The 20,806-nt window shown below is 65.4% G+C and carries 20 protein-coding genes; 9 read left to right on the top strand and 11 right to left on the bottom strand.

Annotated features, from left to right (window positions below; genetic code table 11):
* Positions 1–121 precede the first annotated feature (121 nt).
* Positions 122–1,126, bottom strand: coding sequence for a LacI family DNA-binding transcriptional regulator (locus G6N42_RS11670; protein ID WP_163729741.1), 1,005 nt, complete (start codon positions 1,124–1,126; stop codon positions 122–124).
* Positions 1,127–1,198: 72 nt separating this feature from the next.
* Between G6N42_RS11670 and G6N42_RS11675 the strand changes: the two genes are divergently transcribed.
* From G6N42_RS11675 to G6N42_RS11690, 4 genes are read left to right on the top strand one after another with little or no spacing between them, the layout of a single operon-like run.
* Complete coding sequence (locus G6N42_RS11675) at positions 1,199–2,362, top strand: phytanoyl-CoA dioxygenase family protein (protein WP_174262061.1); 1,164 nt, start codon at positions 1,199–1,201, stop codon at positions 2,360–2,362.
* Positions 2,359–3,366 carry a Gfo/Idh/MocA family protein gene (locus G6N42_RS11680; RefSeq protein ID WP_163729742.1) on the top strand — a complete coding sequence of 336 codons (1,008 nt, stop codon included), beginning with the start codon at positions 2,359–2,361 and terminating at the stop codon, positions 3,364–3,366. Before G6N42_RS11675 ends, G6N42_RS11680 begins: the two co-directional genes overlap by 4 nt.
* Positions 3,363–4,244 carry a sugar phosphate isomerase/epimerase family protein gene (locus G6N42_RS11685; protein WP_163729743.1) on the top strand — a complete coding sequence of 294 codons (882 nt, stop codon included), beginning with the start codon at positions 3,363–3,365 and terminating at the stop codon, positions 4,242–4,244. Before G6N42_RS11680 ends, G6N42_RS11685 begins: the two co-directional genes overlap by 4 nt.
* Positions 4,241–5,203, top strand: a complete 963-nt coding sequence (locus G6N42_RS11690) for a Gfo/Idh/MocA family protein (protein WP_163729744.1) — start codon at positions 4,241–4,243, stop codon at positions 5,201–5,203. The genes G6N42_RS11685 and G6N42_RS11690 overlap by 4 nt, the downstream gene beginning before the upstream one ends.
* Here the strand turns inward: G6N42_RS11690 and G6N42_RS11695 are convergent.
* Positions 5,200–6,387 carry a LuxR C-terminal-related transcriptional regulator gene (locus G6N42_RS11695; RefSeq protein WP_232076123.1) on the bottom strand — a complete coding sequence of 396 codons (1,188 nt, stop codon included), beginning with the start codon at positions 6,385–6,387 and terminating at the stop codon, positions 5,200–5,202. The two genes, G6N42_RS11690 and G6N42_RS11695, sit on opposite strands and share 4 nt — an antisense overlap.
* A 125-nt stretch (positions 6,388–6,512) precedes the next feature.
* Between G6N42_RS11695 and G6N42_RS11700 the strand changes: the two genes are divergently transcribed.
* From G6N42_RS11700 to G6N42_RS11710, 3 genes are read left to right on the top strand one after another with little or no spacing between them, the layout of a single operon-like run.
* Entirely contained in the window at positions 6,513–7,748 is a 1,236-nt protein-coding gene (locus tag G6N42_RS11700; protein WP_163729746.1) for a cytochrome P450, read from the top strand.
* Entirely contained in the window at positions 7,745–8,152 is a 408-nt protein-coding gene (locus G6N42_RS11705) for a nuclear transport factor 2 family protein (protein WP_163729747.1), read from the top strand. Before G6N42_RS11700 ends, G6N42_RS11705 begins: the two co-directional genes overlap by 4 nt.
* Entirely contained in the window at positions 8,149–8,349 is a 201-nt protein-coding gene (locus tag G6N42_RS11710; protein WP_163729748.1) for a ferredoxin, read from the top strand. Before G6N42_RS11705 ends, G6N42_RS11710 begins: the two co-directional genes overlap by 4 nt.
* An 86-nt stretch (positions 8,350–8,435) precedes the next feature.
* Here the strand turns inward: G6N42_RS11710 and G6N42_RS11715 are convergent, their stop codons facing one another.
* Genes G6N42_RS11715 through G6N42_RS11750 form a run of 8 tightly spaced genes read right to left on the bottom strand, consistent with a single transcriptional unit; the run spans position 8,436 to position 17,758 of the window.
* Positions 8,436–9,881, bottom strand: coding sequence for an MCE family protein (locus G6N42_RS11715; RefSeq protein WP_163729749.1), 1,446 nt, complete (start codon positions 9,879–9,881; stop codon positions 8,436–8,438).
* A gap of 1 nt (position 9,882) precedes the next feature.
* On the bottom strand, positions 9,883–10,998 hold the full coding sequence (locus G6N42_RS11720) for a virulence factor Mce family protein (RefSeq protein ID WP_163737362.1): 1,116 nt from the start codon (positions 10,996–10,998) through the stop codon (positions 9,883–9,885).
* Between the two features lie 38 nt (positions 10,999–11,036).
* Positions 11,037–12,350, bottom strand: coding sequence for a virulence factor Mce family protein (locus G6N42_RS11725; protein ID WP_163729750.1), 1,314 nt, complete (start codon positions 12,348–12,350; stop codon positions 11,037–11,039).
* Between the two features lie 11 nt (positions 12,351–12,361).
* On the bottom strand, positions 12,362–13,678 hold the full coding sequence (locus G6N42_RS11730; RefSeq protein WP_163737366.1) for an MCE family protein: 1,317 nt from the start codon (positions 13,676–13,678) through the stop codon (positions 12,362–12,364).
* Positions 13,675–14,700: a virulence factor Mce family protein gene (locus G6N42_RS11735; protein ID WP_163729751.1), complete on the bottom strand. Its 1,026-nt coding sequence runs from the start codon at positions 14,698–14,700 to the stop codon at positions 13,675–13,677. Before G6N42_RS11735 ends, G6N42_RS11730 begins: the two co-directional genes overlap by 4 nt.
* A gap of 51 nt (positions 14,701–14,751) precedes the next feature.
* Positions 14,752–16,116: an MCE family protein gene (locus G6N42_RS11740; protein WP_163729752.1), complete on the bottom strand. Its 1,365-nt coding sequence runs from the start codon at positions 16,114–16,116 to the stop codon at positions 14,752–14,754.
* A 4-nt stretch (positions 16,117–16,120) separates the two neighbouring features.
* The gene (locus G6N42_RS11745; protein WP_163737369.1) at positions 16,121–16,969 is read right to left on the bottom strand and encodes an ABC transporter permease; all 849 of its coding nucleotides are present in this window, start codon (positions 16,967–16,969) and stop codon (positions 16,121–16,123) included.
* A 15-nt stretch (positions 16,970–16,984) separates the two neighbouring features.
* A complete protein-coding gene (locus tag G6N42_RS11750; RefSeq protein WP_163737372.1) occupies positions 16,985–17,758 on the bottom strand; it encodes an MlaE family ABC transporter permease in 774 nt (257 codons plus the stop codon).
* 545 nt (positions 17,759–18,303) lie between these two features.
* On the opposite strand from G6N42_RS11750, the gene G6N42_RS11755 reads away from it, so the two are divergent.
* On the top strand, positions 18,304–18,696 hold the full coding sequence (locus tag G6N42_RS11755; RefSeq protein ID WP_163729753.1) for a limonene-1,2-epoxide hydrolase family protein: 393 nt from the start codon (positions 18,304–18,306) through the stop codon (positions 18,694–18,696).
* A gap of 127 nt (positions 18,697–18,823) precedes the next feature.
* Entirely contained in the window at positions 18,824–20,053 is a 1,230-nt protein-coding gene (locus G6N42_RS11760) for a TetR/AcrR family transcriptional regulator (RefSeq protein ID WP_163737375.1), read from the top strand.
* Here G6N42_RS11760 and G6N42_RS11765 read toward each other — a convergent pair.
* Positions 20,014–20,784 (bottom strand): glucose 1-dehydrogenase, encoded by a 771-nt coding sequence (locus tag G6N42_RS11765; protein ID WP_163729754.1) that lies wholly within the window; start codon positions 20,782–20,784, stop codon positions 20,014–20,016. The two genes, G6N42_RS11760 and G6N42_RS11765, sit on opposite strands and share 40 nt — an antisense overlap.
* Positions 20,785–20,806: the final 22 nt, after the last annotated feature.

A 20,806-nucleotide genomic window follows, 5' to 3' on the forward strand; every position in this document is an offset into this window, starting at 1 on the left:
TCAGCGCGTGTGCCGATGCCCGCCGCGAGACAAAAATGTGTTTTGCGTCACGTGGCACTGAGTGTCATTAATAAGGAAATTGCTACCGATCAGTAGCCCGCTGCTAGCACTCGCGCGCCGCCTACGGCGGCAGGTTGTAGGGCGTGATGACCTGGATCGGCACCGGCCGCGTCGGCTCGACCGGCAACGCGCCCTGCTGTTGGAGTATCAGCCGCATCGCCAAGCGCGCGTCGGCGCGAAGATCGTTGTGCAGGACGACCGAGATGCGCCCGTCCCGCAGGAGCTGTCTGTTGTCGACGTCCAGATCATGGGCAACGAAAACCCTGCACACCCGCCCTAATCGTTCGAAGGCCGCGATCGTCGCGGTGTTGCCACCTCCCACCGAATAGACGGCTCCGACTTCTGGATGGCGCTCGAGCGCCTGGAGAACCAACCGCTCGTTCGTCGAGTCCAGCCCGTCGCTTTCGCTGACTTCCACGATCGTGCGCCCGGTACCGCGCATCGCGGAGCGGAAGCCGACCTCGCGCTCACCCTCGCCGCGGAACACCGCGCGGCTCAGCGTGATGAGAATGTCCGACGGCGCCGACCCCAGCCACTCCCGCATCAGATAGGCCGCCGTCACCCCGGCGCCGTGGTTGTCGATGCCCACGTACGCGCATCGCGCGCTCGCGGGAATGTCGGTCGTATACGTCACCACCGGCACACCGCCTTCGACCAGGCGGTCGACGGCCTCGGCCACCGCGGGGTCGTCCTGGGCCTTGAGCACGACGCCGTGGCTGCCCTTGATGCGGCCGAGCGCCTCCACCATCTGTTCCGTTGACCCGGACTCCCACAGATGAAAGCGGGCGCGCAGCGCGGCGGGTGCGAAGGCGGGCAACTCGGCCTCGATGGCGGCGCGAAACGCATCGGAGAACCGCGCCGGCGTCTGCATCACGACGTCGATGAGGTAGCGGCGGCCGTTGAGGCGCAGCTGGGCCCGCTGCTTGTCGAGATCCGCGATCGCCTGCTCGACTTCGGCCCCGGTGTTCGCGCGGACGCCGGGCCGTTGGTTGAGGACGCGATCGACAGTTGCCTCGCTCAGCCCGGCCTGCTGGGCGATCTCGCGGACCTTATAGCGGTGCGGCATCGATCTTCCTGAGGTGTTTTTGATGGATTTCTGGCGTTGATTGCGGCGACTGTCACAGCAAGACTAACTGGCATGACCGCACCGGTGAGGACGACAGACCCGCCGTGGATCGGCGAGTCCGAATGCCGGATCGACGACTTCCGGCCGCAGGTGCTCCGTGACACCGAACGCGCCGATTACCCGAACGCCACCGAAGTGCGCAGCAACGTGCCGGTGTACTCGGCGGCCGCGGTGGCTGGCGGCGACCGGCGCGAGCTGCAAGCGGAGTTGATCCGCGCGCTCGCCGATGGTCCGGGCGTCGTACTGTTCGAAGGCGCTTTCTCGTCCGACCTCGTCGACCGCGCGAACGAGGGCTTCTTCGCGATCATCGCCGCACAGCGCGCGGCGGGCAGGGCCGCGGGCGACCACTTCGGCAGGCCCGGCGCCAACGACCGGATCTGGAACGCCGCCCAGAAGCTCGCGCTGCACGCGCCGAACGTGTTCGCCGAGTACTACGCGAACGACACCCTCGCCGTCGTCTGCCAAGCCTGGCTTGGTCCCCGCTACCAGGTCACCTCTCAGGTGAACGTCGTCAATCCCGGTGGCAACGCCCAGGTTCCGCACCGCGACTATCACCTCGGCTTCGTCCCCGACGAACACCTTGCGCAGTATCCGGCGCATCTGCACCGGACCTCACCGGTGCTCACGCTGCAGGGCGCCGTCGCCCACTGCGATATGCCGGTCGAAAGCGGCCCCACGATGCTGCTGCCACATTCGCAGCGGTTCGCGGGCGGCTATATCGCCTTCAATCGGCCCGAGTTCGTGGACTTCTTTGCCGACCATCACGTGCAGCTGCCGCTGAACAAAGGTGATGCGATGTTCTTCAACCCGGCGCTGTATCACGCTGCGGGATCGAATGTTTCGGGTGACATCCGGCGGATCGCGAACCTGCTTCAGGTGTCCTCGCCGTTCGGCCGGGCGATGGAGGCGCTGGACCGCACGGCGATGGTCCGCGCGATCTATCCGGCACTGCTGGCGATGAAGGCTGCCGGACGCCCGCAGCGCGACCTGCACAACGCGGTGGTCGCCACCGCGGAGGGCTACGCGTTCCCCACCAACCTCGACAGCGATCAACCCATCGGCAGCCTCGCCCCACCGAGTCAGGTCGACTCGGTGCTGGCGGCGCTGGACTCGAACCTCAACGCGGACGAACTCGACGTCGTCTTGCGCGCCCACCAAGAACGGAGAATGCCATGACCACGCTCGGCGTCATCGGACTGGGCCGCATCGGTGCGTTCCACACCGAAACCCTCTCGGGCCTCGACAGCATCGACGGGTTGGTCATCACCGACGAGCGGCCCGACGTCGTCGCGGCCGTCGCCGCCAAACACGATGCGAGAGCTGTCGACTCGGTCGACGCCCTGTTGGCGTCCGGCGTGGACGGGGTCGTCGTGTCCGCCGCGACACCCGCACACGCCGAGCTGACGCTGGCCGCAGTCGAGCGCGGCCTGCCCACGTTCTGCGAGAAGCCGATCGCCTCCACAGCGGTCGAGAGCACGCGGGTTGCCGACGTGATCGCGCGGTCGGGTGTGCCGGTCCAGGTCGGCTATCAGCGGCGGTTCGACGCCGCGTTCGCGGCCGCCAAGCGCGCGGTCGACGACGGCTCGCTGGGCGCCCTGCACACCGTGCGCAGCACGACGATGGACCCGGCTCCCCCGCCGATGGAGTACATCGCGGGTTCGGGTGGGATCTTCCGCGACTGCGCCGTGCACGATTTCGACGTGATCCGCTGGATCACAGGCCAGCAGGCCGTCGACGTGTACGCCGCTGGCAGCGTCCAAGGAGACCCGAAGTTCGCTGAGTTCGGCGATGTGGACACCGCCGCCGTGGTCGTCACCTTCGAAGGCGGGACGCTCGGCGTGGTCTCGGCGGCGCGGTACAACGCCCACGGCTACGACTGCCGCCTCGAAGTGCACGGCTTCCACGACACGGTGGTCGCCGGTTGGGATCAGGGAGTTCCGGTGCGAAATGTCGACCCCGCCAACAGCTTTCCCGAGGGACCGGCGCACCACTTCTTCATGGACCGCTTCACCGAGGCATTCCGCGCGGAGCTCAGTGCGTTCGTTGATGTGGTCAAGGGAAACGCCGCCCCGGCATGCACGGTGGCCGACGCGGTCGAGGTCGCGTGGCTGGCCGAAGCGGCCACCGAGTCGTTGCAGCGCCGCGTGCCGGTGAGCATCAAGGACGTGAGGTCACGATGAAATCCCTGAAGATCGCCGGTGCACCGATTTCGTGGGGAGTGTGCGAGGTACCCGGCTGGGGTCACCAGCTCAGCGCCGAGCGGGTGCTCACCGAGATGCGGGATGTCGGCCTGTCCGCCACCGAGTTGGGTCCCGAGGGCTTCCTGCCATCAGACCCCGAGGAGTTGACCGCCCTGCTCGCGTCGAACGGTCTGCGCTGTGTCGGCATGTTCGTACCCGTGCTGCTGCACGACCCCGACTACGACCCGCTCGCCGATATCAAGGGCCCGCTTGACGCGCTGATCGCTTGCGAAGCCGACGTTCTCGTGCTCGCCGCTGCGACGGGTTCCGACGGTTATGACTCGAGGCCGACGCTCGACGACAGCCAATGGGCCACGCTACTGGCCAATCTCGACCGGCTCGCCGCGGCGGCCGCCGACCGCGGTGCACTCGCCGTCTTGCATCCACACGTCGGGACCATGGTAGAGACCCGCGGCGACGTCGACCGGGTGCTGCAGGGTTCGACCATCAAGCTGTGTCTGGACACCGGCCATCTGCTGATCGGCGGTACGGATCCACTCGCTCTGACACTGCAGGTACCCGGCAGGATCGCGCACGCACATCTCAAGGACGTCGACGCGGCGCTCGCCGCTCGCGTTCAGGCCGGAGAACTCACCTACACCGAGGCGGTGCGCGCCGGCATGTACACCCCGCTGGGCGCGGGTGACGTCGATATCGCGGGCATCGTGACTGCGCTGGGCGCCAATGGATTCGACGGCTGGTTCGTCATGGAACAGGACACGATCCTCGACGGTGAACCCACCGATGAGGGACCCCTACGCGACGTGCGGACCAGCGTGGCTTTCATGCACGACGTCAGTGGCCGCGTGACGGTGTGAGCTTGCGCATCGGCGTGTTCGGGGCCTCCCGCATCGCCGAGCCTGCGATCGTCGGGCCCGCACACGAGCTGGGTCATCGACTGGTCGCGGTGGCCGCGCGCGATCCGCAGCGCGCGCAGGTTTTCGCCGACAAGTACGGCGTTGAGCGCGTCGTGCCGTCGTACCAGGACGTGATCAACGACCCCGAGGTCGACGTCGTCTACAACCCGTTGGCGAACGCACTGCACGCGCCGTGGAATCTCGCGGCGGTCGCGGCGGGCAAACCGGTGCTCACCGAAAAGCCGTTCGCCCGCAACCGGACTGAGGCAGAGCAAGTCGCCGAGGCCGCCGAGAGTGCGGGTGTGCCTGTGGTGGAGGCCTTCCATTACCTGTACCACCCCGTGACGCGGCGTGCCCTGGAGCTCGCGCGTGCCGGCACCCTCGGTGACATCACACATGTCGAGGTGCGCATGGCGATGCCCGAGACTGCCGACGGGGATCCGAGATGGTCGCTCGAGTTGGCCGGCGGCGCGTTGATGGACCTCGGCTGTTACGGGCTGCACGTCATGCGTCAGCTGGGTCGTCCGTCGATTGTGCGGGTGAACGCGAAAGAACGCAGCCCCGGCGTCGACGCGTGGTGCGATGTCGAACTCGGCTTTCCCAGCGGCGCAACGGGCTTCAGCACAAACTCGATGGTGGCCGATGACTACACGTTCACGATTCAGATCGTCGGCACCGACGGAGATGTCCTGGTGCACAACTTCATCAAGCCCCAGGCCGACGACCGTGTCACCGTCCGGACGCCCGCGGGCAGTAGCGTCGAACATCTGGGCACGCGCACGTCGTACACGTACCAACTGGAGGCGTTCGCCGCGCACGTCCTGCACGGCGCACCGCTGCCGGTGAGTACGGTCGACGCGGTGGAGAACATGGCCTACGTCGACGCCGTATACCGGGCGGGCGGAATGGAACCCCGCTAGCCCACGCTCGGCACGCTCGCCAGCCGCACATACGCCGAGGCCGCCTCGGCGCGGTTGGTGGCGTGCAGCTTTCGCAGCACTCGCTTGACGTGGGACTTCACCGTGCCCGCCGAGATCACCAGCTCGTCGGCGATCTGCTGGTTGGTGCGGCCGGCCGCCATCAGGCGGAGGACCTCGATCTCGCGACGGGTCAGGATTGCCATGACACGCGTCTGCACCTCGGCCAGCGATTGCGCCGCCGGACTGCGTTCGACCGGTTCGATCTTGGCAAGGTCCAGATCCGCGTCCTGCAGCGCCCGTGCGGCTTCGTCGGCAGACGCCAACGCGCGACGGACGTCTGCGCGTTGACGGCGCATGCGCTCGAGGAGAACGGTGCGCTCGTAGGCGTATCCGAAGCCTTCCGCGAACGCCCACACCGTGTCTCGATCAATCTCGTCGACGATGCGGCCCGAGTACAACCGGTCGGCGTGCAGGAAGCCGATCACCTTGCCGGTCGGCATCACCGGTGCCGCCACATAGGCGTGGGTCAGGGAGAAATCGATGATCGGGCGGTTGACGCGCGGATCGTTGCGGGCGTCGCGCACGATGGCGGGCGCGCGGCGGCGGATCATCTGGGTCTCGAGCAGCATGTGGTTGAGGGGCGGCGCCACCGATTGCGCGAAAGCCACCATCTTCTCGGCACCCTCGGTGTCCTCGCCGAAATAGGCTGCCTCCATGACCATTCGGCCCTCGTGGACACGAAACAGCACGGCGCGGTCGAAGCCGCACGACTCGACCAGCTCGCGTGGCGCACGGTCGACGATCGTCGCGACATCGTCTACGACACGCAGCTTGCTCAGTGCCTCCTGTACCGAGAGGAGTGCAAACGTGCGCCGCCGCGCCCCATCCTCGATCAGCTCGCGTTCCAGCGATGACAGATCAAGCAGGGAGTCGAGGGCATTGAGCGCGTTCTCGTCGCCGAGTCCCTCCAACGCGTTGCGCACCACGGTCGCCTTGGCGTCGACCGCCTCGGCCACCACCGCCATGGGGTCCTCGGACGGGTCGATCTCGCAGTCCTGAAATGCCTCCCGGTAGCGGCGCGCGGCTTCGGTGTCCTTGACAGGGCGCGACGCCCAGCCGGGATGGTCACCGTCGGACAGGCTGCCGATCGCGGGCGTCTCGGGCTTCTCGCTCACAACGCTCACCACCAAGACTGTCCTCCGATCGATGCTCAGGTGCGGCCGGAACCGCCAATTCACCTCGTAAGGGGGTACGAGACCTCCCCAACGGGGGATCGATTTGCCCGGTGAGCTGGCACAGGCTATTTGTCATGTCATCTACGACCGTCTCGGCCTTGGAACTGCTGACCACGCCCCAGGGCATCGCGAACCCGTATCCGCTGTACGAGCAGCTCCGGGCACTCTCACCCGTGCCCGGATACCGTGACTGGCCGCCGGGGACCATTCCGGGGGCGGACGAACCCGTCACCGCGTGGGCGCTGTTCCGCTACGACCAGATCTTCGAGGCGGCCAGGGACAGCGCGACGTTCTCGTCGCGGGATCCTTTGCAGGAGGCGTCGTCTGCGCCGAGCCTGATGCTCGTCAACACCGACCCGCCCAAGCATGAAGTCGAACGGAAGCTGGTCAGCCAGGCGTTCTCCCCGCGCCGGGTGAAGCGCCTGGAGGGCTGGCTGAACGAGTTGGTGCCGCATCTGCTGGACGACCTGGGCAGCGGTGACGTCGAGGTGATGGAATTCGCCGCCGAGATCCCCACCCGCGCCATGGTGCGACTGCTGGGCCTGCCCGACGGCGATCACGTCCGATTCAAAAAGTGGGCCAACGCGTTCATGCTGTCGTCGTCGCTCACACCCGAGGAGCGCATCGCGAGCAATGAGGAGATGGTGACCACGTTCGCGACCCGGCTCGCCGAGCACACCGCCCGGCTGGCGGAGCGCACCCCCACCGACGATGTCGAAGACGCCGAGGATCTCATCTCCGCCCTGCTGCGCGCCGCGGTCGACGGGCAGCGGCTGACCCCCGAGGAGATCGTCCGGTTCTGCGTGACGCTCGTCGTCGCCGGCAGCGAGACCACCACGTTCCTGATCGGCAATCTGCTGCATGCGATGGCGCGCGAACCCGCGATCACCGAGCGGATGCGCAGCGACCGCACCTTGGTGAACGTCTTCGTCGAAGAGGCCATGCGTGTCGACGGACCGCCGCAGCGGCTGTTCCGCATCGCCACCCGCGATGTCGAGGTCGGCGGCAAGCTGATCCGCAAAGGTGATTGGGTGGCACTGTTTTTCGGCTCTGCCAATCGTGACCCCGAGGTGTTCGGTGACCCCGACAAGCTCGACATCGATCGGCCCAACATCCGCCAGCAGCTGTCGATGGGGCACGGTCTGCACTTCTGCCTCGGTGCATCACTGGCCCGCCTGGAAGTGGTCGCCGTGGTGAACGCGGTACTCGACCGCTATCAGACGATCGCGCTGACCGATGATCCCGGCACAAAGCAGACCGCAAGCCTGCTGACCCACGCCTATGTGCGTCTCCCCCTTCACCTCTCATGACCCCGGAGGAGGCAGCCAATATCGCGGCGACGAAGGCCATCTACGCCGCTGTGCCCGCCGGTGATCTGCAGACCGCACTGGAACTGCTCGACCCCGACGTGCGTATCACCTATTACGGCACCGAAGGCATTCCCTATGCCGGTGATTACCGGGGGTTTGACGAGGCCGTGACGTTCTTCACCAAGGTTGGGGAATCGATCGCGATCACCGAGATGGAGGCGTGGAAGTTCATCGCCCAGGGTGACGAGCTGGCGTCGTGGGGCAGGCAACGGTTCCGGCGACTCGACACAGGCTACGAATGGGAGTCGGAGTTTGCGCACATCATTACGCTGCGTGGCGGTCGCTGGCTCTACTTCCGCGACTTCATGAACTCCGCCCTGACGCTGCAGGCGTTCACCCGATGAGGGTCGCGGGTGACCGCGAGATCTGCATGGGCGCAGGGGTTTGCGTGATGACGGCCGACAAGACATTCGATCAGGATGACGACGGGATCGTGGTCCTCGCCTCGGATCGAGTGTCCGCCGGCGAGGAGAAGGCCGTGCGCAACGCCGTCAGGATGTGCCCGTCGGGCGCACTCCGTATCGTGAGCGACATCGTTTAACCCAGCAACGCGCTGTAGCGCCCGCGGGTGAACTGCAATTTGTCATCGTTCACGCGGCCGGATTCCTCGATCCCCCAAACGATTGGTCAATTCCCCGGCGGCAGCAGCATCGTCTGCCAGGTCTTGTTCTCGGGCGCGCCTGCGGCGAGATCCGATTGCGTGTACCGGCGGCCGTCCGGCCCGATATAGCTACCGGTCGCGGGATCGTATTCGGCCGCAGCGATCGGCGGCGGCGCAGCGGGCGGCGGTGGAGGCGCAGCTTCGGGCGGCAACTGTGGAATGGGCTGACCCGACAACGTCGCGTTGGGATCCCCCTTCCAGTTGAATCCGTCGTTGAGCGGTACGAAGACCTCGTCGCTTTCGCACAACTTGACCGTGGGCGCGCGTTTCCCCGGCACGGTTTCACACGGAATGTTGCGTGCGCCACGCACATTGAACGGTGAATCCTGCGGGATCCGGCAATAGAGGTCACCGGGCGGCCGCTGCGGATAATCCTCGAGCGCGGCAACGCGTTGCTGCTGGGCAGGCAGGAACCCGGTGGTGCAAGGTGGCGGCAGGTTGAGGTTCAGGTTGAAGCTCAGGTATTGGCCCTTGTAGTCCTGTTTGGTGTTGAGGTTGGCGAGGATGCCGGCCTGGTTTGCCGCGATGGCTTGGGGAAACACCACGAGGAGCTGTTCGATGTCGTTCTGATAGGTGAGCGCGACTTGCCCGACACTGACGAGGTTGGCCAGCAGGATGGGCAAGGTGGGCTGCAGGCGTTCGACCAGTTGCCGCACCTGCGCGGCCGCCGGGCCACCTTTGACGATGACGCCGGCAACTGCCTCGTCGTGGGTCTTCAATTCGGCGGTCACCGTGGCTACATGGGACGCCCACGCCTGGATCGCATCAGAGGTGTTCGTCTGCGAATCCAACACCGGATCGGCCTTGTCGATCAGCGTGGTCAGCGGATCGAGATTCTTGCGCGCGTCGATCGCCAGCGTGGATGCACCTTCGATCACACGCGACAGTTCTGGACCGAGCCCGCCGACCGCCGTGTAGGCCTCGTCGATCACGGTCTTGAGGTCGTCGCGGGGTATGGCCTGCAGACCGGTGTTCGCCGCAGCGAGCAAAGCGTTGACGTCCGGCGGCACTGACGAGTCAGCGAGGGCGATCACGTCACCGTTCTTCAGCGGCGGCGAGCTGCCGTTACGGGGCAACAGTAGGACATAGGATTCGCCGACCGCGGATTGACTGTGCACCTCGGCCTTCAGGTCTGAGGGGATGTCGATTCCGGACTGCAGCGAGAGCACCGCCGCCACACCGGTATCGGTCAGACGCACCGATTCCACCCGGCCGACCTTGGTGCCGCGATAGGTCACGTTGCCCGATTCATAGAGCCCACCGGATCTCGGCAGTTCCACCGTCACCGTGTACCGGCCGACGCCGAACATGGCGGGCAGGTTGATGAAGTGCAGGGCCATCACCGCCACCGTCGCAAGGGCAACGATCGTGAAGATGGCCAACTGAATTCGTACCCGTCCGGTCAAATGCATGCTAGCGGCCCTGATTCCATTGATAGGGGATCGTCAGCGGATTCCCGGGACCGTTCGGGCCACCAGCCAAGCAAGGGCTGGGGAACTGGCCGATGGTGCGGCCCCACTGCAGCTCGAGCCAGGTCAGATCGCACTCCCATCGAGTACCGGTGAAGATCCCTTGGTCGATACGGCTGAGCGTGAGGTCGACGATGGCGGTCAAATTGGCGTAGTCACCGCGTTGGAAGTTTTCGAAGGTCTCGTTGGGAAACGGGAAGGTGGCAAGCAGGCTCAGGGATCGCGTCAGGCTGGGACCGGCGTTGGCCAGCGACTCCAACACGGGGCCGACTTGTCTCAACTCCTTCACCAGGTTTTCCTTCGTCTGATTCACCGTGTCCACGGTCAGAGCGCTGAACTTGCCGAGCTGATCGGCCGCCTGCACCAAGTTGTCTCGTTCGGAGTTGAGCACAGCCAACGCGTCGGGGACGGTGGCCAGTGCCCGGTCCAAAACGGGCTGCTGTGCACTGAATTTCCCGACCAGGCGGTTGAGGCTCTCGGTGGCCGCGATGATGTCGCCGGTCTGGTCGTCGAGGTGGCCGGTGAATTCCCGAAGCTGCGTGATCAAGCTTCGCACGTCCTGCTCGCGGCCCCGAAGCGCGGTGGAAAACGCCTCGGTGATGTCCTGAACCTGGCCCAGGCCACCACCATTGAGCAACATCGACAGCGCGGCCAGCGTCTGTTCGGTGCTCGGGTAGGCGCCGCCGTCCGGCAGCGGGATGACCGATCCGGCGTGCAGCCGTCCGTGTGGCGCTTCGCCCGTCGGCGGCGCGAGCTCGATGTGCAAGGAACCCAGCAGGCTTGTGGTGCCGATCTTGGCCGTCGCGTTGGCGGGCAGGTCGACGTCGCCGTTCAGGCGCATGGTCAGCAGCGCATGCCAGCCCTGGCGCTCGATTTTGGTGACATGGCCGATCGTGACGTCGGCGACACGCACGCGCGAGTTCGGCTCAATGTTGTTGACGTCAGGCATTTGTGCCTGGATCACGAATGAGCCGGCGCCGGTTCCCTGTGTGCCGGGCAGGGGTAGTGAGTTCAGCCCGCGCCAACCGCAGCCGGGCATCGCGGCCACGATCAGGACCATCGTCACGTTGGCCGCGACGTGTTGCCAGCGTCGCCGAGTCACGGGGCACCTCCGGGAGGAACCATCATGCCCTGCAGACCGTCGGTGGGGTTCGTGGCCAGCGGCGCGGTGAATGCCGGGTCAGGCGCCGAGGCTTCGGCGGCCAAGGGGACGTCCGGCGGCGGATCGACGGCGGGCGGTACGTGGTCGGGGCGCATCCAGGGCTCGCTGTAGGTGACTTCGTTCGGGCGGGTCTGCGCGCCGACGAACAGGTTCTCTCCCAACGGCGGAAAGTTGTATTGACGGTTCTTCACGATGGGCGCCAGATACTGCGCGCACAGTTTCGCCGATTGCTCACCTCCCCGGCGGGATGCGGACTGAATCGCGCCGCACAGGAACGAGATCGGGTTCGCGAAGTTGTTGATGGCCAGGGCGCCGGTCAATGAACCGTTGGCCGGCTCGTAGATGTTGTTGTAGTTCTGCAACACCGTCGGGGCGATGTGCAGCGTTTGTTTGATGTCGTCGAGGCTTTCCACGAGCACGCGAGTGATCGACGCCATCTTGTCCGATGCCGTACCGATCGCCTCCGTGTTGTCGGCGGCGAAGTCCTGCACGTCACCCACGACCGCGTTGAGATCCTCGACCGCCTGACCGACTTTGTTCGGATCGTCGGCCAGTAGGGACGTCACCTCCGCGAGGTTGCGGTTGAGCGATTCGAGCAGATCGGCGCTGTCGCTCAGCGCAGACACCAGCGTCGAGAGGTTCTTGAACGTGGCGAAGATGTCACTGCTGTGGTCACCGAGGATCGAAACCGCCTGCGACAGTTTGATGATGGTGTCACGGATCGTCGGGCCCTGACCGCGCAGGTTGTCCGCGGTGGTGTCGATGAGTGCGCCCAACGTACTCACACCATCGGGCCCGGTGGGCTTGAGCAGGTCGGTCAGCCTCTCGAGTTGCGCACGTAGGTCGTCCCATTCGACAGGCACCGCAGTGCGGTCCTCGGGAATCACCGCGCCGTCGGCCATCGTCGGTCCACCGGTGTAGGGCGGCGTGAGCTGGATCGTGCGGCCGGTGACCAGCTGCGGTGACAGGATCACGGCCTTGGCATCGGCAGGAACCTTGTACCTGCCGTCGAACCAGAATGTGATCTTGGCCCGCTCGGGCTGCGGTTCGATCGATTCGATCTTGCCGACGGGCACGCCGCGAACCAGCACGTGGTCGCCGGCGAAGACCCCTGTGCTGTTCTCGAAGTAGGCGACCACCACCGTCCGGGCGATCTGCGCGGGCATACGTGCCACGACGATCAGGCCCGCACCCAACACCAGCACAAGCACCACCGCCAAGACGAACCTCGCGGTACGTGGCGACCTCATCGCAGCCGGAATCATGGCCTTACTCCCCGTTGTTGGAGGGGCGGCGCCTCGCCCGGCGCCGGCAGATAGACCGGCGCTGGAGTCGGCTCGGGCACCGAGGCCATCGCCGGCGGCGGCAGCGCGGGCGGCCCCGGCGGCGGACCGCCAGGCAGTGGTGGCGGGGGCGGCTCGCGGTAGGGGTAGCGCGGGTCCCCGGGATTGCCGGTGATCGCGTCGGGCAGATGCAATCTGGGTTCCCCGCCCTGACCGGTCCGCGGGAAAGGCACCGGCAATGCAGGCGTCCCCGGTTGGCCGGTCTGCGGGTCCGTCAGCTGTGATGGCAGCAACGTGGCCGGATCCAACCCCAGATCCGAAAACGCCGCGTCGACGAACGGTTGCACGAACTGACCCGGAAAAAGGTTGACCACATAGGCTTTGAAGAACGGGCCGGAGGAAAGCGATTCACCAAGAGACATGACGTAGGTGTTGATCAATTTGATGGACTGCTGCACACGCTGCTTGCGGTCATCGACGATCGCCAACACTCCGTTGAGCTTTTCCAACGCCGGCCGCAGCTGCTGACGGTTCTCGCCGATGAACGCGTGCAGCTGGCGCGACACCGCCGAGATGTTCGCCCAGATCTGGTCCAATGCCGAGCTTTGCGTCCGCAACGCCGCCAGTAGTGCGTTGGTGTCTTTCACCAGACTCACGATGTTGTCGGTGCGTTTGGCCAGCACCCCCGTCACTTGGGCCGCGTTGTCCAGCAGCCTGCGCAACTCGGCATCGCGAGTGTCGAGCACTTGTGCAAACCGCGCGACGCCCGCCACCGCATCCTTCAGATCCGCCGGTGTGTCCGAAAAGGTTTGGGCCAACGTGGCCAGCGAGTTCGAGAGCTGGTCGGTGTTCACGCCGCTGATCGTGGTGGCCAGGTCACCCAGGGCGTCGGGCAGCTGATAGGGCGAAACCGTCCGGTCGAGCGGAATGGTGCCGTCCAGCTGCCCGCTCCCGCGCGGCGTCACATCGACGATCTTGGCGCCCAACAGGCTCTTGGTCTTGATCGCGGCCTCGGTGCGGTCCCCCAGACGCACATCGCTGTCGATCTTGAACGTGACGAGCACACCCGCCTCATCGAGCGCAATGTCCGAGACGTTGCCCACCACGAAGCCGGAAACCTCCACGCCGGCACCGGTGTTCAGCCCGCCGGCGTCGGCGAAGTACGCCGAGTACTCCCTACCCGAGTTGAGGAAGGGCAGGTTTTGGTACTGCAAGGCGGCCAGCACCATCACGGCAACCGTTGCGACGCCGACGGTGCCGATGACCAAGGGGCTGCGTTCGGAGAATGACTTCACTTGGGCGCGCACCGCCCCGTGCTCTGGCCGGCCACTTTGACGTACACCGGTTGGCCCCCTTTGCCGTTGAGCTTGAGCACGACATCGCACAGGTAGAAACTGAAGTAGTCGCCGTACATCCCCTGCCGCACGAGGGCCTGGTATCTGTCCGGCAGCGTGTTGAGCAGATTGTCGAGATACTCGTGGTCGGCCACGGCGATGCCCGCCACCCGATCGGTCTGCGCGACCACCTCGCGGAACGGCGCCCGGGCCTGGGCCAAAAGGTCAGCGAGCGAACCGGTGGCGGCGTTTGTGTAAGCCACCGCGTTGGAGATGTCGGTTCTGCGTTCGGCCAGCCCGCCGATCAGCTCCGAAAGTGATGTCACGGCTTTGTCCAACCGCTCGCTCTGCCCGCCCAACGACCCGAGTACCACGTTGAGGTTGTCGATGACCTGCCCGATCAGCAGATCGCGGTCGGCCAACGTGTTGGTGACCACCGCGGCCTGCTGCAGGAAAGACCCAATCGCGGGACCCTGACCCTCGAACGCCTCGATCAACTGCTGAGTCAGGTCGTTGACCTGTTGGGGGTCCAGCGCCCGAAACAGGGGCTTGAAGCCGCCGATCACCGAGTCCAGATCCAGCGCGGGCTGAGTGTGAGTCAGTGGGATGGTCTGCCCGGGACTCAGCGTCTTGAGTCCGCCGGTGCCTTCCTCGAGGGCCAGAAACCGGTCGCCGAACAGGTTGTCATACCGGATCACCGCCCTGCTGCCCTGCGTGAGCACGACCGACTTCTCGGTGAAAAACTGCACGCGCACAGTCGCATCCGGGTTGATGGAGATGTTCTCCACCTTGCCGACCTCGACGCCCGCGATCCGCACTATCGTGCCGTTCCTCAGGTTGGACACGTTGCTGAACTCGGCGTAGTAGCTGTTGCCCGCGCCGAAGCGAAACTGTCCGAAGATCGTCAGCGTCAGGAATGCGACGAACAGGCAGACAGCCAGGAAAACGCCCAGGCGCCAGATGGTGCCCCTGAAGTCAGCCACGGAGGCTCTCCTCCTTGTGCGGATGGTCGGCGGTGATGATGACCAGTGCGATCACGGTGGGCCCTGCCCGTTGTGGTCGAGCGGCGCCGGGGCCGCCGGGGGGACCCCCGGCCACAGCGGCACGCCGCCCGGCCCGTACAGCGGCGCGCCGTACGGTGGCGCCCCGGGGTAGGGAACCGGCCCGATCGCCGGGCCGGGCAGGCACTGACGAATGCTTGGCGGCTCCGGCACGGCACGCGTCGTCGGGAAGTAGTTCGCCCAGCAGGGATGTCCGACACCGGGGTTGGGCCGAATGTCCAGGCCGGTCCCCCAGCCGGTGTTGGTGATCAGTTGGCGCACGGGGAAATTCTTGGTCGCGTCCGGTAGCGAGCCGCACCCCGGCGCACCGCCGGGTCCGCCCTTGGCGGCCACTATCGGCAGATTGTTCGGGTAGGCGTAGGGATCGTTTCCCAGCAACAAGGCGACGTCGAGCTGAAGAGTGCGACCATCGCCGCCCCACGCCGCATAGCCGCCGTTGTCGAGATACCACGTGGCGCCCTTCAAAAAGCACTCGTACACGGGGCTGTGCTGCAGCAGCAGGTTCGTCGTCGGCTCAAGGGTGTTGACCGCCTCGACGAGATCGTCCTTGCTCGTGGCAAGCAGGTTCGTGCCTGCCGTCGACAGACCGATGACGTTCAACAACAACCCATCTAGTGCGCTCGCCTGGTCGCTGATCGTCGTGCTGGTGGTACTGACAGCGTCCAGGATGGACACGATGTCGTCGGCTGCGGCGTCATAGGTGTCGGCGACGTTCTTGAGCGAGCGCCAGTTCTCTTGCATGGTCTCGGCGCGCGCGTTCAGTGCCAGCAAGACCTCATTGAGGTCTGTGGTGGCCTGGCCCATCCGTTGGCCCTGTCCACGCACGCCGTCGGCGACTGCGGTCAGCACGGCGTTCAGCTTCAGCGGGTCGATCATCTTGAGCAGCTCGACGACGTTTTCGAAGACCGTGTTGATCTCTGTGCTGACATTCTTTGAATGCAGCACGGCGCCGGCGGCCAGCCGCTTGGGGCTCGGATTCGGCGGATAGACCAGCTCGACGAACTTGGTGCCGAATGCGGTTGTGGCACTGATCTGAGCTTCCACGTTGGCCGGGATGTAGCGGATCTGGTCAGGGTCGATCTCCAGCTTCAAGCTGGCTCGATCGCCCCCGCCGCCGATCTGGCTGACCCGGCCGACTTGGACACCGCGCATCATGACATCTGCGTTGGTTTCCATCACCAATCCGGCTCGCTCCGACGAAAGCGTCACGGGCACATACGATCTGAATGTTTCCCCGAACGATGCCGCCGTTACGGACAAAAACAGCACAATTGCCGTCAACAAGATCACCGTCCACCACCCGGTGGCGATGCGGTATGTCCCTGCCCTTCGCTTCATGCCACTAACCGGCCAAGTGGAAATCGCCGGACTGGCCGTAGATGGCCAGCGTCATGATCACGATCAGGACCGATGCGACGACCATCGAGGCACGCACCGCTCGGCCCACGGCCTCACCTACGCCTGCGGGCCCACCGCGCGCGGTGTAACCGTAATAGGTACACAGCAGCATGATCATCAACGCGACCGCAGCCACCTCGGCCAACGACCACAAGACGTCGGATGGACTCAGATATGTATAGAAGTAGTGGTCGTAGACACCTGACCCCTGGCCGTACACAGCAGTGGTGCCGATACGAGCGGCCCAGAAAGCCGTCATCAGCCCGATGCAAAACAACGGGATCGCCACGATCACTCCGGCCACCACCCTGGTGGAGGCCAAGTAGCTCACACTGCGGATACCGATGGCCTCGAGCGCGTCGATCTCCTCATTGATTCGCATCGCCCCCAGCTGAGCTGTACTGCCGGCGCCGACGGTGGCGGCCAGTGCCACCATCACCGTGCCCGGCTGAATCTCGCGGGTATTGAAAAACGCGGACGCGAAGCCAGTGAGCGCCTCCACACCCACCGAAGCCAACTGGTTGTATCCCTGCACCGCGACAATCGCACCCGTCGTCATCGTCAAGAACGCCACGATGACCACCGTCCCGCCGATCACCGCAAGCGCCCCGCTGCCCAATCCCATCTGTGCGATCACTCGCAACAGCTCGCCGCGGTAGTTGATGACGGCATCCGGAATACCAGCCAGCGTGGTGGCGTAAAACCTTGTCTGCGAACCAATCTGGTCCCATCCGGCTACCACTGCCTTCCTCGCCCGCTGTAAGCGGGGATGAAGTCCGCTCGGAACACCCAACGTCACGGCTCCACCTCAGGACACCATGAACGGGACGCCGACAGCGGTGACGATGATATTGATCAAGAACAACACCAGGAAGGCGAACACCACCGTTTCATTCACCGCCCTGCCCACACCGGCGGAACCACCACCCACCGAAATGCCTTGGTAGCAAGCGATCAAGCCCGCCATCAATCCGAACAGGGTCGCCTTGACCATCGAGATGATGACATCGGCCATATGGGTCAGCGTGGTCAACCCCGCCACCCACGCGCCCGCCGAAACGTCCATCAGGTACACCGAGCAAACGAACGCGCCGACCAGGCCCGTCATGATCACCACCGAGCTCAGCGCCAGCGACACGGTCGTGGCCGCCAGTACGCGCGGAACGACAAGCGCCTGAATCGGGTTGATACCCATGACCCGTAGCGCATCGAGTTCCTCGCGAATCGTCCGCGCACCCAGATCGGCGCACATCGCCGTGGCACCCGCACCCGCCACCACCAACACCGTCACGATCGGACCGCTCTGGGACACCGTGAAGATCGCGGCACCGGTACCGGAAAAGTCTGCCGCGCCGATATCGGCCAACAAGACGTTGAAAAGGAACCCCGATATCACTGCCCACGGGATTGTCATCAGTACCGCGGGCAGCGTCGAAACCCTTGCCACGAACCAGCACTGAGCCAGATACTCACGCCACGCGAACGGTGGCTTGAACATCAACACCAAGGTGTCCATCGACATGGCCAAGAACCCGCCGACCGCACGCACGGGCCTGGTCGCCGTTTGCGCCGAGATCAGCATGCTGAGCCCAACGGCGCGGTTGCCGGGAGGCGGCGATCCTGCAAACAACCGGCCGAGGCTTCGACCATCCGTGCCCTGTGCGTTTGCCGGAAATCGCCATCGATGGAGGGCATAGACGGAACGCTATCGACCCCTACGGTCCGATTGCTGCTTCCAAAAAGAGGTATAAGTCTCCCCCTTACGAGGCATACGCCGCTGCACGCGACGGTCAGCGCAGTTTGCTGTGATGCCCGCGGCGCCACCGCGGCAACGACTGGCAGCACCCGCGTGACCCGCATGGGCTCGGCGCCGCGGCGACGAGTGGAGCTGCTCATGTTGGCCATCCCGACAGGTCGAAGTTGTGCGGTGACATCCGAGAGGGTACGCGGCCGATGTCAGTTATGTCCATAGTCGATACGCCCAATAGAATGCACAAGATAGACAAAGAACGATGAAGAGTGCGGCTTGTGCTCATGGATGTATCTTGATAGTACTGTTCTGTACGTCACATGCAGACGGTGAGCTTGACGCTGCCGTGCGCGAAGCGATACCCGAGGAGGGGTTGCATGACCGACACCAAAGAGGCGAGCGAGAAGCTCGTACGCGACTTCCTGGGCTCTTGGGAGGGCCGCGATCTCGAAACCATCTGCGGCGCCTTCGCCGCCGACGCCGTTTACCACAACACGCCCGTGGCGCCGATCGAGGGCATCGACGGCATCCGAGAGATCTTCCGCGCGTTCCTCGACGCGTTCTCGTACGCCAAGCTCGATATCGTGACCCTGGCGGCCGAGCCGGGCCTTGTCCTGGCCGAGCGGATCGATTACTTCACCATGAACGACGGCCGCAAGGTCGAGCTGCCCGTCACCGGTGTTTTCGTCGTCAAGAACGGTGAAATCACCCGCTTCACCGACTATTTCGACCTCGCCGATTTTGAGCGCCAGAGCGGCTTCAAGCTCTAGTTCACCGGTCCCCGACATGGCCAGCGACTCGTCCGCAGTCCCACCGCATGTCGTCTCCGCCGCAAAGCGCAGGCGTCTGGCAGGATTTGGTGGTTCGAGTGAGCAAGAGGGGAGGCGACGGGCGGTGGTGGAGCCTGCGGTGTCAACCGTCAAGCGCAGGCCGAAGGACCGCAAGCAGCAGATCCTGGAGCAGGCGGTTCGGCTGTTCATCGAACGTGGCTTTCATTCGGTCAAGCTGGAGGACATCGCCGAGGCGGCGGGTGTCACCGCCCGCGCGGTCTATAGGCACTACGACAACAAGCAGGCCCTGCTCGCCGCCGCTATCCGCACCGGCCAGGAGCAGTATCAGAGCGCCCGGCAGCTCTCCGAGGGCGAGACAGCCTCGGCGCCGCGGCCGTTGAGCGTCGAACTGCCCGACCTGACGGCGGCCGCCGTCGCATCGCGGTCTTTGACCGTGCTCTGGCAGCGCGAGGCCCGCTACCTCGACGACGTCGAGCGGTCCGAGGTGCGCCGTCGCATCAACGCCATCGTGGCCGGGATTCGCGACAGCGTGCGGCTCGAGGTGACCGACCTCAGCCCGCAGCATCTCGAACTGCGCGCCTGGGCGGTGTCCAGCACCATCACCAGCCTGGGTAGACACAACCTGAGCCTGCCGGGAGACGAGCTGTCCGAACTGCTGAACCGGGCCAGCATGGCGGCTGCCCGGACGCCTGTCGTCAGCGCGCTGAAACCTCTCGACCCAACGCCCGATGACGGGCGCGCATTGTTCTCCCGGCACGAAACCCTGCTGGCCACCGGTGCGCGTCTCTTCCGCGCTCAGGGTTATCCGGCCGTCAGCACGAGTGAGATCGGCAAGGGCGCCGGCATTGCGGGTCCGGGCTTGTATCGCACGTTCTCGTCCAAGCAGGCCATCCTCGACGCCCTCATCGGGCGTCTGGATGACTGGTGGAGCCTGGAAACCATTCGCGCGTTGCGCAGCGACAACGACACGGCGGACTGTCTGCGCACGCTGGTCGCCGGGCGGGTCCGCATCAGCCTCGACGATCCCGACCTGGTGTCGGTGTCGATCACCGAACTTTCCCACGCCTCTGACGAGGTCAGCGAGACATACACACGCAACCAGGTCGACCGCGAAGCGGTATGGATCGACCTCATCTGCAGACTGGTGCCCGAAACCACGGCCGCGCAGGCACGACTCCTCGTCGCCGCGGCCATCAGCTTCATCGACGACACCGTGCGCACCTGGCACCTGACCCGGTATTCGGGCGTCGCGGAAGAGATCACCGCGATCGTGTTGTCGATCCTGACCAGCCGCGGTCACCAGAGCGCGGAAATGGTTCCGCCATCCGCGATCTGAGCTGTCCCGTTCACCATCGACGCATCGTCGGACAGCAGGAAGGCGACGACTCCGGCGATCTCTTCCGGGCCGGCCATGCGGCCCTGCAGCCGGGCGATCATGTTGTCCGCGCCGCCCTCGCCGAGCACCTCGTCGAACGTCGCCATCGCGGTCTGCTGCATCGGCGTGTCGACGAACGCGGGCAACACTGCATTGGAACGCACGTTGGCCGAACGTAATTCGGCGGCGGTCACGCGGCTGAGATGGATGATCCCCGCCTTGGACATGCCGTACGCCGCCGACCCGGCCGCCGCCACCTGACCCGCCAGCGACGACATGTTCACGATCGCTCCGCCACCGCGCTCGATCATCTTCGGTGCGGCGTGTTTGGTGCACAACCACGCGCCGCGCAGGTTGATCTTGATGACCCGGTCGAAGTCCTCGACGGTCGTTTCGGTCAGGGGCGCGAAATGAACGATTCCGGCGTTCGCGACGAGTTTGTCGACTCCGCCGAACTCGGTTGTGCAGGCCTCGACCATCGCGATCACCTGTTCCTCGTCGCTGACGTCGGCCCGGAAACCGACCGCGCCGCTGCCGATTTTCATCGCCGCGGCGTCGGCGGCGGCGCCGTCGATGTCCGCGCACAGCACGTGACAGCCCTCGTCGGCGAGGCGCGCTGCGATCGCGAGACCGATGCCGGCGCCTGCGCCGGTGACGATGGCGGCCTTGCCAGCAAGGTCCGGATGCGTCATGTGACTCCTTGTGAGTGTGTTT

Origin of the sequence: Mycobacterium gallinarum (assembly GCF_010726765.1) — a bacterium.
Lineage (GTDB): Bacteria > Actinomycetota > Actinomycetes > Mycobacteriales > Mycobacteriaceae > Mycobacterium > Mycobacterium gallinarum.